Raw genomic sequence first — 15,717 nt, forward strand, 5'->3', positions numbered from 1 at the left:
CGGGCACAAAAGCCGAAGATCTTTGTGCTACTGGGGCACTCCGATCGCAGAACGGCCCTTCCGCCCGCCACTTCGACCGCCCGTCACTTCGACCGCCCGCCGGAACCGGCCGGTCACCCCGGCCGGTTCCGAGTACTTCCGCCGGTCGCGCCCGGCCGCCCCGACGCCCGCGCCGGTCACTCCGCCGCCGGGCCCGCCGTCGTCTTCAGCGCCAGCCACAGCTCCATCCGCACATCCGGATCGTCCAGGGAGCGGCCGAGTATCTCCTCCACCCGGCGCATCCGGTAGCGCAGCGTATGACGGTGCACGCCGAGGTCGGCTGCCGCCGCGTCCCACTGGCCGTGGCGCGAGAGCCAGGCGCGCAGCGAGGCGACCAGGTCGCCTCGGCCGGTCGCGTCGTGCTCGTACAGGGCGCGGAGCATGCCGTCCGCGAAGGCGCGCACCGCGTCGTCCGCGAGCAGCGGCAGGACCGACCCGGCGGCCAGCTCCTCGTGCTCGACCAGGGCACGGCCGCGCCTCCGGGCCACCGAGAGCGCCTGCTCGGCCTGCTTGTACGCGCCCGCCACCGCTATCGGACCGGTGGGCGCCGAGAGGCCGACGACCACCTCGGCGTCCTCGGCCGCCTTGTCTGCGTACGCGGCGGCGCAGGCGGCCACCACCGCGCCCCCGTCGGCGGCGAGCACCACGAGACGGTCGTCCGCGTCGGGCACGACGAGCAGCGACTCCCCCGCCCGGGACGCCGCCGACTCCAGGAATTCCGCGAAAGCGGGGATCGGGCGCTCGGCGGCCGGGTCGGGCTCGCCCGCCGGGTCGGCGACGAGCAGCCGGAACGGGGCGTCGAGCAGCCCGCCGTAGAGATCACCGGCCACGGCGCGGGCATGGTCCTGCTGGCCGGAGAGCAGCATCCGCAGCACCGCGGCCCCCAGGCGCTGCTCGGCCGCCTGGAGCGCGCGTGAGCGCTCCGTCGACAGGGTCAGCAGGGCGACGGCGGAGTGCACGGCGTACCGCTCGGCGGTGCCCAGCGGTGCTCCCGTGCCCACGGCGAGCGCGCCGCGGACCCGGCGCCCGCTGCCCAGCGACTGCAGTTCGACCCGGTCGTCGTCGCTGTCGCCGACCACGGCGCTGGCGGGGGCCGAGCGCTCGCTCAGCCGTTCCACGTCGGCCGTGAGGCGGGCCGCGCGGCGCGCGGCCCACTCGGGCGCCGCCTCGACGACCGCGCCGGAGGCGTCGTAGAGCGCGGCCCATCCGTCGACATACGCGGCGAGCCTGGCGACGACGCCCCCGGGGCCCTCCGCGAGGGCCGCGCGCGTCAGCTCTCGCTGGGCCTCGAAACCGGCCGTCACGGCGCGGTACTGGTCGGCCGCGATCGCGGCGGAGACCGCCTTGCTGATGGCGAGGAAGGGGGTGCGGCGCGGTACGGCGAGGAGCGGGAGTTCCTCCTCCGTGGCCGCCTCCACGAGCGCGTCGGGAATGTCGTCGTAGTACACGCCGACCGCGAATCCGAGCCCGACGACACCCGCGCCGACCAGCCTGCGCACATAGCGGCGCATGGCCTCACGGTCCTCGGCGTCCAGCGTCATCGCGGTCACCAGGAGCAGTTCGCCGCCCTCCATGTACGGCACGGGGTCGGCGAGTTCGCTGACATGCGCCCAGCGCACGGGCGTCTCCAGCCGGTCCTCCCCGGCGCGCACGGTGAGTTTGAGCGCCGAGTGCTGGACGAGCGAGGCGAGCGTGGGCGGCATGGAACGGTGAGCCCTTCAAGCAGACGCGCGGAGGTGCGGACGATTACGCCGTCCCGTATGAACGGCGTACTTCGATTCTGCCAGGGCGTAGCAGTCCGGGCGTCGGCTCAGGTCCGCAGGTCGACCAGAAGGGGCGGCGTGTGCTCGCCCCGCACGGTCGTCAGCGAGAGCACCGCATGACCTGCGGGAACGGCGTGCGCCAGGTCGGACGCGGACCAGCGGGCCCGCTCGACCTCGCGGACCGTGACCGCCTCGGCCGTGGCCGCCTTTCCGGTGACCAGGCGCCGCATCATGTGGAGCGCCTTGGTGAGGGGCTCGTCGGAGATGATCTGCCGGTTGGTGACGTCCCGGGTCTGCACCCATTCGGTGCCCCAGGTCTCGGCGAACCGTCCGCCGTCCCAGGGTGCGAGCCCGGCGAACGCCATCCGGCAGCCGACCGCGCCGAGCAGCGGGCCCCGCAGCGGCTCCGGCACGTCTTCCAGTGTGCGCAGCGCGAACACCACGCCCGCGTTGGCGGAGCGCAGGCGCTGCACGGCCCGCACGGAGTCGGCGGTCACGGTGTACGTCGCGTCGTCGAGGACGAGGCAGGCGAAGAGGCTGCGGTCCGCGCGGGTCAGCGCGGCCTCGGTGAACTGGGCGAGCACCAGGCGCGCGATGATCCTCGAAGCCTCGGCATGACCGCGCTCGGGCAGATCGATGCGGACTCGCAGCGGGTGTTCGATGGCTCGCAGCGAGAACTGCCGGCCTGCGCCGTCCGTACGGAAGAACTGGGCGAAGGCGGGCCGGTCCAGGAAGGCGATGCGCTCGGCGAGAAGCACGCCGATGTCGTCGGCGCGGGCCGACTGCCGCTCCCGGGCGTCCAGTTCCCGCAGCTGGGCGGCGGCGCCGGGATCGCCCGCAGCGTGCAGGGCGGTGCGCAGCGCTCCGACGGCGGCGGGCGCGCCGCCGAGCAGCTCCCGCAGTTCCGCTACGGCGGGGAAGTGCCCGTGGACGCACTGGTACGGGCCGATCAGCTGGGCCAGCGCGGTGGCGGCGCGGCGGCTGTCGCCGCCGGGAAGGGTGGCGGCGAGGTCGCCGACGAGTGCCTCGGCCAGGACGCGGGCGGCCTCGTCGGGGTCGTCGGCTCCGCCGTACAGATCGAGGTCATGGGTGGAGTCGGGCCGGCCGATGCCGATGACGAGGTCGAACGTCTCGTCGGGGGCGAGCCCGGTGCCGTGTGCCGTGACCGCGACGACGGCGGCGCGGTTGGCGAGCGCGAGCAGGCACAGGGACTCGACGACGGGGCGTACGAGCCGCACGCTCTTGCCGGACCCGGAGGGCCCGACGGCGACCAGTGAGGTCCCGAGGAGTGCGGGTTCGAGGGCGACGCCGGTGGTGCGGCGGGCGTACGGGTTACGCCCGTCGTCGACGGCGGTGCCGATCCGCACCTGCGCGGTGGCCAGGTCGTGGGTGGCGGTGCGCACGGGCAGATCGCGTACGCCCGAGGGGTGGGCACAGGCCGCGGCGCCGTGCTTGCGCACGGTGTCGGTGAAGGCGGTGAGGCGGTCCGGACGGGCGTGGACGCCCTGCCAGGCGCGCCGGATCCTTGCGTAGTCGACATCGCCGAGCGCGCCGGAGCGGGTGGCGTCGGCGAGGCTCTGGGCGGCGTCGAGGAGACCTGCGGAACGCAGGTCGGGCCAGTCGGCGGGATCGGCTTCCGGGGGCGGCGGCGGGACGGCGGCCGGCTTGTCGGAGCGGCGCACACAGCGGTGCCAGATCTCCGGCACATGGCCGACGCGGGCGAAGAACACCAGCAGGGCGCCGCCGACGATCGTGTAGTAGGTGTAGCTGGCGATCGCCCAGGTGGGCGGGTCGGAGCGCCATGAGTCCGGGGTGAGGACCAGCAGCGGCCAGATCCAGTAGCGGCCCAGGTAGCCGTTCCACAGCAGCGACCACAGCAGCCAGCCGCTGAGCAGGGCGATGACGGCTCCGGCGACGAGCCTCCGGGCGGGGACGAGCTCGGGCTCCTCCTCGGGCCGTGCCCGGTGCCCGAGGCGCCAGACGCCGGGCTCGGCGGCGGGCCGCGGAGTGCGCAGCCAGTCGACGACGGCGGGGCGGGTGGTGGGGGCGTGGCCGGGGACGGCGGGGAACGCGGGTACGGCAGGAGGCACGGCGGGCGGCCTGGAAGGCCGTGGCACGGGATTGGACCGTGTGCCGCGTGTGTCGAAAGTGCCTTCGGAATCCATTGAACCGCTGCCCCCTGACCAGCCAGGCCCGCTCTGTGCCCCCGTCAATCTAGTGCCCACGGGTGGTCAGTTCACTGATTCGCCCCGCGAGGACCGGCCGTCGCCTATGTCCGGCGCGGACAACGACACACCCCCAACACTCCCGAACGGCGCATGCCCACCCCCCGCTCTCGCGCCTAGCCTGCGGAGAAAGAGACAAGTAGCGTCCAAAGCACCCCCAGGAGCCCCTCATGACCGCAATCCCGCAGGAGCGCCGCGTCGTCACCGCCATCCCCGGCCCGAAGTCGATCGAGCTGCAGGCCCGCCGTACCGCCGCGGTCGCCGGCGGTGTGGGATCCGTGCTGCCCGTATTCACCGCCCGCGCCGGCGGCGGTGTGATCGAGGACGTGGACGGGAACCGCCTCATCGACTTCGGCTCCGGCATCGCCGTGACCTCCGTCGGCGCCTCCGCCGAGGCCGTCGTACGCCGTGCGTCCGCGCAGCTCGCGGACTTCACCCACACCTGTTTCATGGTCACCCCCTACGAGGGCTATGTGGAGGTCGCCGAGGCTCTCGCGGAGCTGACCCCGGGTGACCACGCGAAGAAGTCCGCGCTGTTCAACTCCGGCGCCGAGGCCGTCGAGAACGCCGTCAAGATCGCCCGTGCCTACACCAAGCGCCAGGCGGTCGTCGTCTTCGACCACGGCTACCACGGCCGCACCAACCTGACGATGGCGCTGACCGCCAAGAACATGCCGTACAAGCACGGCTTCGGTCCGTTCGCCCCCGAGGTCTACCGCGTACCGGTGGCCTACGGCTACCGCTGGCCGACGGGTGCGCAGAACGCCGGCGCCGAGGCGTCCGCCCAGGCCATCGACATGATCAGCAAGCAGGTCGGCGCCGAGAACGTCGCCGCGATCATCATCGAGCCGCTCCTCGGCGAGGGCGGCTTCATCGAGCCGGCCAAGGGCTTCCTGCCCGCGATCGCACAGTTCGCCAAGGACAACGGGATCGTGTTCGTCGCGGACGAGATCCAGTCCGGCTTCTGCCGCACCGGCCAGTGGTTCGCCTGTGAGGACGAGGGCATCGTCCCGGACCTGATCACCACCGCCAAGGGCATCGCGGGCGGTCTGCCGCTCGCCGCCGTGACCGGCCGCGCCGAGATCATGGACGCCCCGCACGCGGGCGGCCTCGGGGGCACATACGGCGGCAACCCGGTGGCCTGCGCCGGCGCCCTCGGCGCGATCGAGACCATGAAGGAGCTCGACCTCAACGGCAGGGCCAAGCGGATCGAGGAGGTCATGAAGGGCCGCCTCACGGCGATGGCCGAGAAGTTCGACATCATCGGCGACATCCGTGGCCGGGGCGCGATGATCGCGATCGAGCTGGTCACGGACCGGGGCACCAAGGAGCCGAACCCGGCCGCGGCGGCGGCGCTCGCCAAGGCCTGCCACGCCGAGGGTCTGCTGGTCCTGACCTGCGGCACATACGGCAATGTGCTGCGCTTCCTGCCGCCGCTGGTCATCGGCGAGGACCTGCTCAACGAGGGTCTGGACATCATTGAGCAGGCCTTCGTCGGCGTGTGATCGCCAGGAACGGTCGGAGCCTGTGAAGAAGCTGTGGGGGGCCGATGGCGGGATGGAGATCCGCCTGTCGGTCCCCCTGTGCCTGACGTACGGTTTCTGCAGATGAGAGAAACACCCAGCTCGCAGGGGACTGCGGGCGACTCCGGGTCGAGGCCTCCCCAGCTTCGTCCTGGCCGTGCCCTCGCGCACACCACTGGAGCCTCTGGCTCCGGAACTCCTCACCGATCGGATGGCCGCCCGCCCCAAACCCCCCGGGGCGCGCGGCAAACCGGTCCAGTCGGCCGCCTCGGAACAACCCCCCCTGTTCCGAGGCGGCCGGCTTCTCTTTTCTCCGGCTCGCTCATGACACTGTGCGCCGTCGTCTTCGCGGTGATCACCTGGCAGGTGGTCGCGAACGGGCCGCTGCGGTCCCTGGACGAGCGCGTCGAGCTCAGGATCGTCGGCCACGGCTCCCGGAGACTGGCCGACCTGCTGGCCGATCTCGGCAACATGAGTGTGGCGCTGCCGGTACTGGCCGCGGCCATCGCCTACGCCGTGTGGCGCGGCCGTCGCCGCCAGGCCCTGGCCGTCGCCCTCGCGATGGCATGCGTGCCGGCCCTCGTCGCCCCGCTCAAGGCGCTCGTCGACCGCGCCGGACCCCTCACCGACGCAAGCGGCTACTACCCCTCGGGGCACTCTGCCACCGCGACGGTGGCCTATTGCGGCGCGGCCATGCTCGTCTCCGCCCGGCTGATGCCTGTCGCCGTCCTGCTGACGGTGGCGACGGGCATCGGACTGCTGCTGCGCGGCTACCACTGGCCCCTCGATGTGCTGGCCAGTTGGTGCCTGTGCGCAGTCCCGCTGCTCATCAGCTCCATGGATACGCGTCGAAGTTCTTCGAGAACTCCCCCTGGTTGAACCGGTCCCAGTTGATCGACCAGGTCATCAGGCCGCGCAGGGCCGGCCATGTGCCATGGGTCGCGTACGAACCGCAGGTGGTCTTCTTCGTCAGGCAGTCCAGCGCCTTGTTCACCTCGGTGGGCGTGGTGTGGCCGTTGCCCGCCTGTGTGGAGGCGGGCAGCCCGATGGCGACCTGCTCGGGGCGCAGGGCGGGGAAGACCTTGGTGGTGTCACCGGCCACCGGGAAGCCGGTGAGCAGCATGTCGGTCATGGCGATGTGGAAGTCGGCGCCGCCCATGGAGTGGTACTGGTTGTCCAGGCCCATGATCGAACCCGAGTTGTAGTCCTGGACGTGCAGCAGGGTGAGGGCGTCGCGCAGGGCGTGGATGACCGGAAGGTACGCGCCCGCCCGCGGGTCCTGCCCGCCCCAGGGACCCGAGCCGTAGTACTGGTAGCCGAGCTGTACGAAGTAGGTCTCCGGGGCCATGGTGAGCACGAAGCCGGAGCCGTACTTCGCCTTGAGGGTCCTGACCGCCGAGATCAGGTTGACGATTGACGGCGTGGTCGGCGAACGGAAGTCGGTGTCGCCGCTGTTCAGGGCGAGGGAGTGGCCCTCGAAGTCGATGTCCAGGCCGTCGAGGCCGTACTCGTCGATGATCTTCGAGACGGAGGAGACGAAGGTGTCCCGGGCGGCGGTGGTGCTCAGCTGCACCTGTCCGTTGGCGCCGCCGATGGAGATCAGCACCTTCTTGCCCGCCGCCTGTTTGGCCTTGACGGCGGCCTTGAAGTCGACGAGGGACTCGACGTTCGGGCACTCGGACGCCGGGCAGAGGCCGAAGCGGATGTCGCCCGAGGTGACCGAGGTCGGTTCACCGAAGGCGAGGTTGATGATGTCCCAGGAGTCCGGCACGTCGGCCATGCGCAGATAGCCGGAGCCGTTGGCGAAACTGGCGTGCAGATAGCCGACGAGGGCGTGGGCGGGCAGGCCCTCGCCGGGGTTGCCGCCGCCCGCCGTGGTGGTGTCGGTGACGGCGGCCGACTTCGGGGACTCACCGGCGCTGTTGGTGGCCGAGACCTGGAAGCTGTACGAGGTGGAGGGGGTCAGGCCGGTCACGGTGGCCGAAGTCCCGCTCAGGGACATGACCTTGGTGCCGGCGCGGTAGACGTTGTAGCCGGTCGCCCCCGAGGCGGCGGACCAGCTCAGCGGGACGGAGGTGGAGCCGGGGGACCCTGCCTTCAGGCCGGTGGGGGCGGCCGGTGTCTGGACCGGGTCGCCGCCCGGACCGAGCAGGGAGAGGTCGTCGGCGTTGTACGCGGGCGTGCCGTACCAGCCGTGGGTGTAGATCGTCACCGAGGTGGTGGACGCGCCCGTGCGGAAGGTGGTGGAGAGCTTCTGCCAGCTCGGCGCGGACGCAGTCCAGGTGGAGACGTCGGTGGTGCCGGTGCCGGTGACGCCGAGGTAGACGTAGCTGCCCTGGACCCAGCCGCTGAGCGTGTAGTCGGAGTTGGGCTTCACGGTGACCGTCTGGCCGCACCTGGCGTTGTCACTGCCCGCGGGCGTCGCCTTGAGCGCGGAACCGCCACCGTGGACCGGTGAGCTGACAACGGCGCCGCTGCCGGCCGTACAGGTCCAGCCGTCGAGACCCGTCTCGAAGCCGCCGTTGCGGGCGAGTTCGGTGTCGGCCGCTCCGGCCGGGCCGGCCATGGCGACGAGCGCGCTCGCGGCGAGTGCGGCCGCCGAAAGGGCAGCAAGAAGTCTGGTCCGGTCCACAACTGCCTCCGGGCATGGGGGGATTGAGAGGGAGCGGGCACAACATGGTCCAGACCAATGCTGTTGTCAAGACCTCTGGCAGTGCCCGCCCCCGTCGCTCCCCCATGTCCCCCCGATTGCGGCAGCCGCCGATCGTGGTCCCGTGCCCGGGGCGGGTCGGTGCAGGCGTGCGCCGGCTGGTCCTGCCGGACGAGTCCTCGTGCATCGCCGGCTCCAGCAGCGACGGATCGGCGAGGGCGTGGGGCTGCCAGTCGGCAGCGAACTGCCTCACGGCTGCCCGGCGGATCAGCTGTCGAATCCGAGACCCAGCTTGTCCATCGCCTTCAGCCAGACGTTGCGACGGCCGCCATTGGCATCCGCCCTGGCCAGCGCCCACTTGGTGAGACCGATCCCGGCCCAGGCCACGGGCTCGGGCGGAAAGGGCAACGGCTTGCTGCGCACCATCTCCAGCGCGGTGCGCTCGGTCCGCTCCCCGGAGAGAAGGTCGAGCATGACGTCCGCGCCGAAGCGGGTCGCGCCGACTCCCAGACCGGTGTACCCCGCGGCGTAGGCGACCTTGCCGCCGTGTGCCGTCCCGAAGAAGGCGGAGAAGCGGGAGCAGGTGTCGATCGCGCCGCCCCAGGCGTGGCTGAAGCGCACTCCCTCCAGCTGCGGGAAGCAGCGGAAGAAGTGCTCCGCGAGCTTGAGATAGGTCTCCGGCCGGTGGTCCATCTCGGCGCTGATCTTGCCGCCGTACGGATAGATGGCGTCGTAACCGCCCCACAGGATGCGGTGGTCCGCGGTGATCCGGAAGTAGTGGAACTGGTTCGCGCTGTCGCCGAGGCCCTGCCGTCGCCTCCAGCCGATCGCCGAGAGCTGCTCCGCGCTGAGCGGCTCGGTCATCAGCGCGTAGTCGTAGACCGGGACGGTGTACGCACGCACCCGCTTGACCAGGGACGGGAAGACGTTCGTACCGAGCGCGACCTGGCGGGCGAAGACCCGGCCATAGGGCGTGCGGACGGCCGTTCCCGCGCCGGAGGAGGCAAGTTGCAGACCCTGGGTGTTCTCGTAGATACGCACACCGAGGTCGGCGCAGGCCTGCTTGAGGCCCCAGGCGAGCCGGGCCGGGTGCAGCATCGCGACACCGCGCCGGTCCCAGAGGCCGCCGAGGAAGGTCGGGGAGTTGACCTCGGCGCGTACCGCGTCCTGGTCGAGGAGTTCGAGTCCGGTGAAGCCGAGCCGTGTCACCTCCTCGTACATCTCCTGGAGCTCCTCGGCCTGGTGGGGCTCGGTGGCCACGTCGATCTCACCGGTGCGCTCGAAATCGCAGTCGATGGCGTACCTCCCGACCGCGGCCTCGATGGCGTCGAGGTTGCGCTCGCCGAGCTCCTCCAGCGTGGCGAGCTCGCCGGGCCAGCGGGCGAGTCCGTTGCCGAGGCCGTGGGTGAGGGAGGCGGCGCAGAAACCGCCGTTGCGGCCCGAGGCGGCCCAGCCCACCTCGCGGCCCTCGATCAGCACGACATCCCGCCCGGGGTCGCGCTCCTTGGCGAGGAGCGCGGTCCACAGTCCGCTGTATCCGCCGCCGACGACCAGGAGGTCGCAGTGTTCGTCACCGGTGAGCGCCGGCAGCGCGCCGGGCCTTGCCGGGTCGTCCAGCCAGAAGGAGACGGGCTGGACGTCGGAGAGTGATGAGGCAAAGGTCATGGCAGCTGGGGCCATGGTTTCCACTCCTTCGGAGTTACCTGGTCAGTGCGCTGTTCTTCCGCCGGTTGCCGATGAACTGCGCGGTGACGACGATCAGTACGGCGATGATGAACATGGCCGTGCCGATGACGTTGATCTGGACGGGCGTACCGCGCTGGGCGGAGCCCCACACGAACATGGGGAAGGTGACGGTGTTGCCCGAGTTGAAGTTGGTGATGATGAAGTCGTCGAACGAGAGCGCGAAGGCGAGCATCGCGCCGGCGGCGATTCCGGGAGCGGCAATCGGCAGCGTGACCCGTACGAACGTCTGCACCGGCCCGGCGTAGAGGTCGCGCGCGGCCTCCTCCAGGCGGGGGTCCATCGACAGCACGCGCGCCTTGACGGCGACCACCACGAAGCTCAGACAGAACATGGTGTGCGCGATGAGGATGGTCCAGAAGCCCAGCTCGGCGCCGAGGTTGAGGAAGAGGGTGAGCAGCGAGGCGGCCATGACCACCTCGGGCATCGCCATGGGGAGGAAGATCAGCGAGTTGATCGCGCCACGTGCCCGGAAGCGGTAGCGGACCAGCGCGAAGGCGATCATCGAACCCAGTACGGTGGCGCCGATCGTCGCCCAGAGGGCGATCTGGAGGGAGAGCGTGAGCGAGCCGCACATGTCGGCGACGCCGCACGGGTCCTTCCACGCGTCGGTGGAGAACTCCTGCCAGGAGTAGTTGAAGCGCCCGGCCGGCTTGTTGAACGAGAACACCATCACGACGATGTTCGGCAGGATCAGGTACGCGAGCGTGATCAGGCCCGCGATGACCACGAGGTTGTGCCGTATCCAACGCATCAGAGAAGATCCTCCGTCCCGGCCCGCCGGATGTAGACGGTCACCATGATCAGCACGACTGCCATGAGAATGAACGACAGCGCGGCCGCGGTCGGGTAGTCGAGCACCCTGAGGAACTGCGACTGGATGACGTTGCCGACCATCTTGGTGTCGGTGGAGCCGAGCAGCTCGGCATTGACGTAGTCGCCGCTCGCCGGGATGAAGGTCAGCAGCGTGCCGGAGACGACGCCCGGCATGGACAGCGGGAACGTGACCTTGCGGAAGACGGTGGAGGGCCGCGCGTACAGATCTCCGGCCGCCTCGTGCAGGCGCGGGTCGATCCGCTCCAGCGAGGTGTACAGCGGAAGGATCATGAACGGCAGGAAGTTGTACGTCAGACCGCAGACCACCGCGAGCGGTGTGGCGAGCAGCCGGTTCCCCTCGGTCATCCCCAGCCAGCTGGTGACGTCCAGGAAGCCGACGCTGTCCAGGACGTTCACCACCGGTCCGCCGTCCGCGAGGATCGTCTTCCAGGCGAGCGTGCGGATCAGGAAGCTGGTGAAGAACGGCGCGATGACCAGCACCAGCAGCAGATTGCGCCAGCGGCCGGCCTTGAAGGCGATCAGATACGCGAGCGGGTAGCCGAGCAGCAGACACAGGACCGTGGCCGTGCCGGCGTAGAGCACCGAGCGCAGGAACTGCGGGTAGTACTCGGTGAGCGCGTCCCAGTAGGTCTGGAAGTGCCAGGTGACCTTGAAGCCCTCTTCGAGGGAACCCGTCTGTACGGACGTCGACGCCTGGTAGACCATCGGCAGCGCGAAGAAGACGACCAGCCACAGGATTCCGGGCAGCAGCAGCCAGTACGGCACCAGCTTGCGCCGGACCGACTTCTTGTGGACGACCGGCTCGGAGACGGGCGCTGTGGGCGGAGCCTCGGTGACGGTCATGGGGTCTCCTCCACCGTCTCCACTCCGGCGTCGATGTCCTGGGCGGCGTCGAGGCCGAAGGTGTGCTCCGGATTCCAGTGCAGGACGACCTCCGCGCCGGGCACCAGGCGGGGGTCCCGCTCGATGTTCTGCACGTACACCTCGAGCTCCGGACAGACCGGGCTGTCGATGACGAACTGCGTGGACACTCCGATGAAGCTGGAGTCGGCTATCTTCCCGGTGAACCGGTTGCGGCCTTCGGCGATCTCGCCCGCGTCGTCCGCGTGGGCCAGCGAGATCTTCTCGGGACGTACGCCGACCAGCAGCTTCTCGCCGTTGCGGGGCCGGGTGGCGCAGCGCCCGGCGGGCAGCCGCAGCTTGGCGTCGGCGGCCGTGACGACGATGTCGCCGTTGCCGGTCGCCGCGACCTCGGCCTCGATGAGGTTGGAGGTGCCCAGGAAGTTGGCGACGAAGGTGGTCTGCGGGTTCTCGTAGAGCTCGGCCGGCGCGCCGAGCTGCTCGACCCGTCCGCCGTTCATCACCGCGACCGTGTCGGCCATCGTCATGGCCTCCTCCTGGTCGTGGGTGACATGCACGAAGGTGATGCCGACCTCGGTCTGGATGCGCTTGAGCTCCAGCTGCATCTGGCGGCGCAGCTTGAGGTCGAGGGCGCCGAGGGGCTCGTCGAGGAGGAGCACCTGGGGGTGGTTGATGAGCGCGCGGGCCACGGCGACGCGCTGCTGCTGGCCGCCGGAGAGCTGGTGCGGCTTGCGCTTGGCGAAGTCGCCGAGCTCCACGAGGTCGAGCATGTCGCCGACCTGGCTCTTCACCGACTTCATACCGCGCCTGCGCAGTCCGAAGGCGACGTTCTCGTAGATGTCGAGATGCGGGAAGAGGGCATAGCTCTGGAAGACGGTGTTGACGGGGCGCTTGTACGGCGGCAGGGCGGTGACGTCCTTGTCGCCGAGGTACACGGTGCCCGTGCTGGGGTCCTCAAGGCCGGCGATCATCCGCAGCGTGGTGGTCTTGCCGCAGCCGGAGGCGCCGAGCAGGGCGAAGAACGATCCCTGCGGGATGGTGAGATCGAGCGGATGGACGGCGGTGAAGGAGCCGAAGGTCTTGCTGATCCCGGAGAGGCGGACGTCGCCGCCCTCTGTCTTTTCAGTCATGGGTCGCGGTCCCAGTTGTGTCGGGGGAAGGGGAGGTCAGGCGCCGATGAGCTTGGCGAACTTCTCTTCGTACGCCGTCTCTTCCTTGCTGCTGAGCGAGCGGAAGGAGTGGGACTTGGCCGCCATGGCCGCGTCCGGGATGATCAGCGGGTTCTTGGCCAGCTCCGGGTCGATCTTCGCGAGCTCGGGGCCGACTCCGGCGACCGGGCACACGTAGTTGATGTACGCGGCGAGCTGTGCGGCCACCGGGAGCTCGTAGTAGTAGTCGATCAACCGGGTGGCGTTCCTCTGGTGCCTGGCGTGCGCCGGGACCAGGAGATTGTCGGTGGCCGTCATGTAACCGGCGGCCGGGATCGCGAACTTGATGTCGGGGTTGTCGGTCTGGAGCTGGATCAGGTCACCGGCCCAGGCCAGGCAGGCGGCGATGTCGCCCTTGTCGAGGTCCGAGGTGTAGTCGTTGCCGGTGAAGCGCCTGATCTGCTTCTTGTCGACGCCCTTCTGGAGCCGGTTGATGGCGGCGTCGTAGTCGGCGTCGGTCACCTTGGCCGGGTCCTTGCCGAGGTCGAGCAGGGTCATGCCGACCGTGTCGCGCATCTCGGTGAGGAAGCTGACCCGGCCCTTGAGGGTGGGGTCGTCCAGCAGCTGGGTGACGGAGTCGACCTTCTTGCCACCGGTCGCCTTCACGTTGTACGCGATGACGGCCGGAATTCCGGTCCAGGGGTAGGAGTAGGCACGCCCCGGGTCCCAGTCGGGGCTGCGGAACTGCGGGGAGAGGTTGGCGTACGCGTGCGGCAGCAGCGAGGGGTCCAGCTTCTGCGCCCAGCCGAGCCGGATCATGCGGGCCGCCAGCCAGTCCGTGACGTTGATCAGGTCACGGCCGGTGGCCTGGCCCGCCGCGAGCTGCGGCTGGATCTTGCCGAAGAACTCGACGTTGTCGTTGATGTCCTCGGTGTACTTGACCTTGATCCCGGTGCGCCGGGTGAACTCCGTGAGCGTCGGACGGCTCTTCTCGTCCTCGCTGATGTCCATGTACTCGGTCCAGTTGGAGAAGGTGAGCTGCTTCTCCTGGTCCGAGTGGTCGTCCGAGACCTCCGCGCCGCCCTCGCGCTTGGCGGGCGGGATCCCGCAGGCGCTCAGGGAGGCGAGTCCGCCGACGGTGAGCGCGCCGATGCCACCGACGCGCAGCATTGCCCGCCGGGAGAGGGCGCCCCTGCCGCTGGTGATGCTCCTTCGCATCGCGGCGAGTTGGGCCGCGGACAGGACGTCCGGCTCGTGCTGATCCATGCGCTGTGCCCTTTCGGGATGGTGCCGCCGGATCGGCGGCGCTGGCTGGGCTGGACTGGACTGGGCCGGCTACCGGTCCCCGAAGATGGTGCGGTGCCAGTCCTTGGCCGCCACCGCGGTGTTGTCGTACATCACATGCTTGACCTGCGTGTACTCCTCGAAGGAGTAGACCGACATGTCCTTGCCGAAGCCCGAGGACTTGTATCCGCCGTGGGGCATCTCGCTGATGATCGGGATGTGGTCGTTGACCCAGACGCACCCGGCCTTGATCTCGCGGGTGGCGCGGCCGGCGCGGAACACGTCACGACTCCAGGCGGAGGCGGCCAGACCGTAGGGGGTGTCGTTGGCGAGCGCGATGCCTTCGTCGTCGGAGTCGAAGGGGAGGACGACGAGGACCGGGCCGAAGATCTCGGACTGGACGATCTCGCTGTCCTGGGCGGCGCCGGCGATCAGGGTGGGCCGGTAGTACGCGCCCGCCTTCAGCTCTCCCTGCGGGACCTCGCCGCCGGTGACGACCGTGGCGTAGGCGCGAGCCCGGTCGACGAAGCCCGCGACACGGTCCCGCTGGAGGTGCGAGACGAGCGGGCCGAGGTCGGTGGCGGGGTCCAGGGGGTCGCCGAGACGTACGGTCGCCATCAGGTCGGCGACACCGCTGACGAAGGCGTCGTACAGCGGGCGCTGGACATAGGCGCGGGTGGCGGCCGTGCAGTCCTGGCCGGAGTTGATGAGCGAGCCGGCGACCGCGCCGTGAACGGCTGCCTCCAGGTCGGCATCGTCGAAGACCACGAAGGGGGCCTTGCCGCCGAGCTCCAGGTGGAGGCGCTTGACGGTGGAGGTGGCGATCTCCGCGACGCGCTTGCCGACCGGGGTGGAGCCGGTGAAGGAGGTCATGGCGACATCGGGGTGGCCGACGAGGTGCTCGCCCGCCTCCCTGCCCGCGCCGTTGACGACGTTGACGACGCCGTCGGGGATCCCGGCCTCCTTCGCCGCCTCGGCGAACATCAGCGAGGTCACGGGGGTGATCTCGGCGGGCTTGAGGACGATCGTGTTGCCCGCGGCGACGGCCGGAAGGACCTTCCAGGCGGCCATCTGGAGCGGATAGTTCCAGGGGGCGATGGAGCCGACGACGCCGATCGGCTCCCGGCGGACGTACGAGGTGTGGTCGCCGCTGTACTCACCGGCCGACTGGCCCTGGAGATGGCGGGCGGCCCCGGCGAAGAAGGAGGTGTTGTCGACGGTGCCCGGCACGTCGAACTCGGTGGTGAGCCGGATCGGCTTCCCGCACTGGAGGGACTCGGCGTGGGCGAAGTCCGCGGCCTGGTCGGCGAGGACCGACGCGAAGCGGTGCAGGGCGTCGGAACGCTCGCCCGGCGTGGCGCCCGACCAGCCGGGAAATGCCTCGCGGGCGGCGGCCACGGCCGCGTCGACGTCGGCGGTTCCCGCCAGCTCATAGCTGTGGAGGGTCTGGCCGTCGGCCGGGTTCACGATGTCCTGCGTATGTCCTGAGGTACCGGGCCGCAGCTGCCCGCCGATGTACTGTGCGCCGTCCGCGTAGCGGTCGTGCACATGGAAGCGGTTGCCCATGACGCTCTCCGTTGCTACAGCTCGAATTGAGTGCCGATCCTGACAGAGCACTACTCCCTCAACAAGGGATTCCGTTGT

At 70.3% G+C, this 15,717-nt stretch carries 11 protein-coding genes; 2 read left to right on the forward strand and 9 right to left on the reverse strand.

Going from position 1 to position 15,717, the window contains the following annotated elements; genetic code table 11:
* Positions 1-176: 176 nt before the first annotated feature.
* Together OG293_RS08650 and OG293_RS08655 are read right to left on the reverse strand one after the other, a co-directional pair.
* Complete coding sequence (locus OG293_RS08650; protein ID WP_405998186.1) at positions 177-1,742, reverse strand: PucR family transcriptional regulator; 1,566 nt, start codon at positions 1,740-1,742, stop codon at positions 177-179.
* 107 nt (positions 1,743-1,849) lie between these two features.
* Positions 1,850-3,967 carry an ATP-binding protein gene (locus tag OG293_RS08655; protein WP_405998187.1) on the reverse strand — a complete coding sequence of 706 codons (2,118 nt, stop codon included), beginning with the start codon at positions 3,965-3,967 and terminating at the stop codon, positions 1,850-1,852.
* 230 nt (positions 3,968-4,197) lie between these two features.
* Between OG293_RS08655 and gabT the strand changes: the two genes are divergently transcribed.
* On the forward strand, positions 4,198-5,532 hold the full coding sequence (gene gabT, locus OG293_RS08660; RefSeq protein WP_405998188.1) for a 4-aminobutyrate--2-oxoglutarate transaminase: 1,335 nt from the start codon (positions 4,198-4,200) through the stop codon (positions 5,530-5,532).
* 342 nt (positions 5,533-5,874) lie between these two features.
* Complete coding sequence (locus tag OG293_RS08665) at positions 5,875-6,429, forward strand: phosphatase PAP2 family protein (RefSeq protein ID WP_405998189.1); 555 nt, start codon at positions 5,875-5,877, stop codon at positions 6,427-6,429.
* Here OG293_RS08665 and OG293_RS08670 read toward each other — a convergent pair.
* The 7 genes from OG293_RS08670 to OG293_RS08700 all read right to left on the reverse strand — a co-directional run bounded on the left by OG293_RS08670 (position 6,380) and on the right by OG293_RS08700 (position 15,639).
* The gene (locus OG293_RS08670) at positions 6,380-8,182 is read right to left on the reverse strand and encodes a chitinase (RefSeq protein WP_405998190.1); all 1,803 of its coding nucleotides are present in this window, start codon (positions 8,180-8,182) and stop codon (positions 6,380-6,382) included. The two genes, OG293_RS08665 and OG293_RS08670, sit on opposite strands and share 50 nt — an antisense overlap.
* Positions 8,183-8,467: 285 nt before the next feature.
* On the reverse strand, positions 8,468-9,880 hold the full coding sequence (locus tag OG293_RS08675; RefSeq protein ID WP_405998191.1) for an NAD(P)/FAD-dependent oxidoreductase: 1,413 nt from the start codon (positions 9,878-9,880) through the stop codon (positions 8,468-8,470).
* 19 nt (positions 9,881-9,899) lie between these two features.
* Positions 9,900-10,697 (reverse strand): ABC transporter permease, encoded by a 798-nt coding sequence (locus tag OG293_RS08680; RefSeq protein WP_405998192.1) that lies wholly within the window; start codon positions 10,695-10,697, stop codon positions 9,900-9,902.
* Entirely contained in the window at positions 10,697-11,623 is a 927-nt protein-coding gene (locus tag OG293_RS08685; RefSeq protein ID WP_405998193.1) for an ABC transporter permease, read from the reverse strand. Before OG293_RS08685 ends, OG293_RS08680 begins: the two co-directional genes overlap by 1 nt.
* Positions 11,620-12,771 carry an ABC transporter ATP-binding protein gene (locus tag OG293_RS08690; RefSeq protein ID WP_405998194.1) on the reverse strand — a complete coding sequence of 384 codons (1,152 nt, stop codon included), beginning with the start codon at positions 12,769-12,771 and terminating at the stop codon, positions 11,620-11,622. The genes OG293_RS08685 and OG293_RS08690 overlap by 4 nt, the downstream gene beginning before the upstream one ends.
* A 36-nt stretch (positions 12,772-12,807) precedes the next feature.
* Entirely contained in the window at positions 12,808-14,055 is a 1,248-nt protein-coding gene (locus OG293_RS08695) for a PotD/PotF family extracellular solute-binding protein (protein ID WP_405998195.1), read from the reverse strand.
* 69 nt (positions 14,056-14,124) lie between these two features.
* Positions 14,125-15,639, reverse strand: a complete 1,515-nt coding sequence (locus OG293_RS08700) for a gamma-aminobutyraldehyde dehydrogenase (protein ID WP_405998196.1) — start codon at positions 15,637-15,639, stop codon at positions 14,125-14,127.
* Positions 15,640-15,717 lie beyond the last annotated feature (78 nt).

Origin of the sequence: Streptomyces sp. NBC_00829, assembly GCF_045161795.1 — a bacterium.
Classification (GTDB): Bacteria; Actinomycetota; Actinomycetes; order Streptomycetales; family Streptomycetaceae; genus Streptomyces.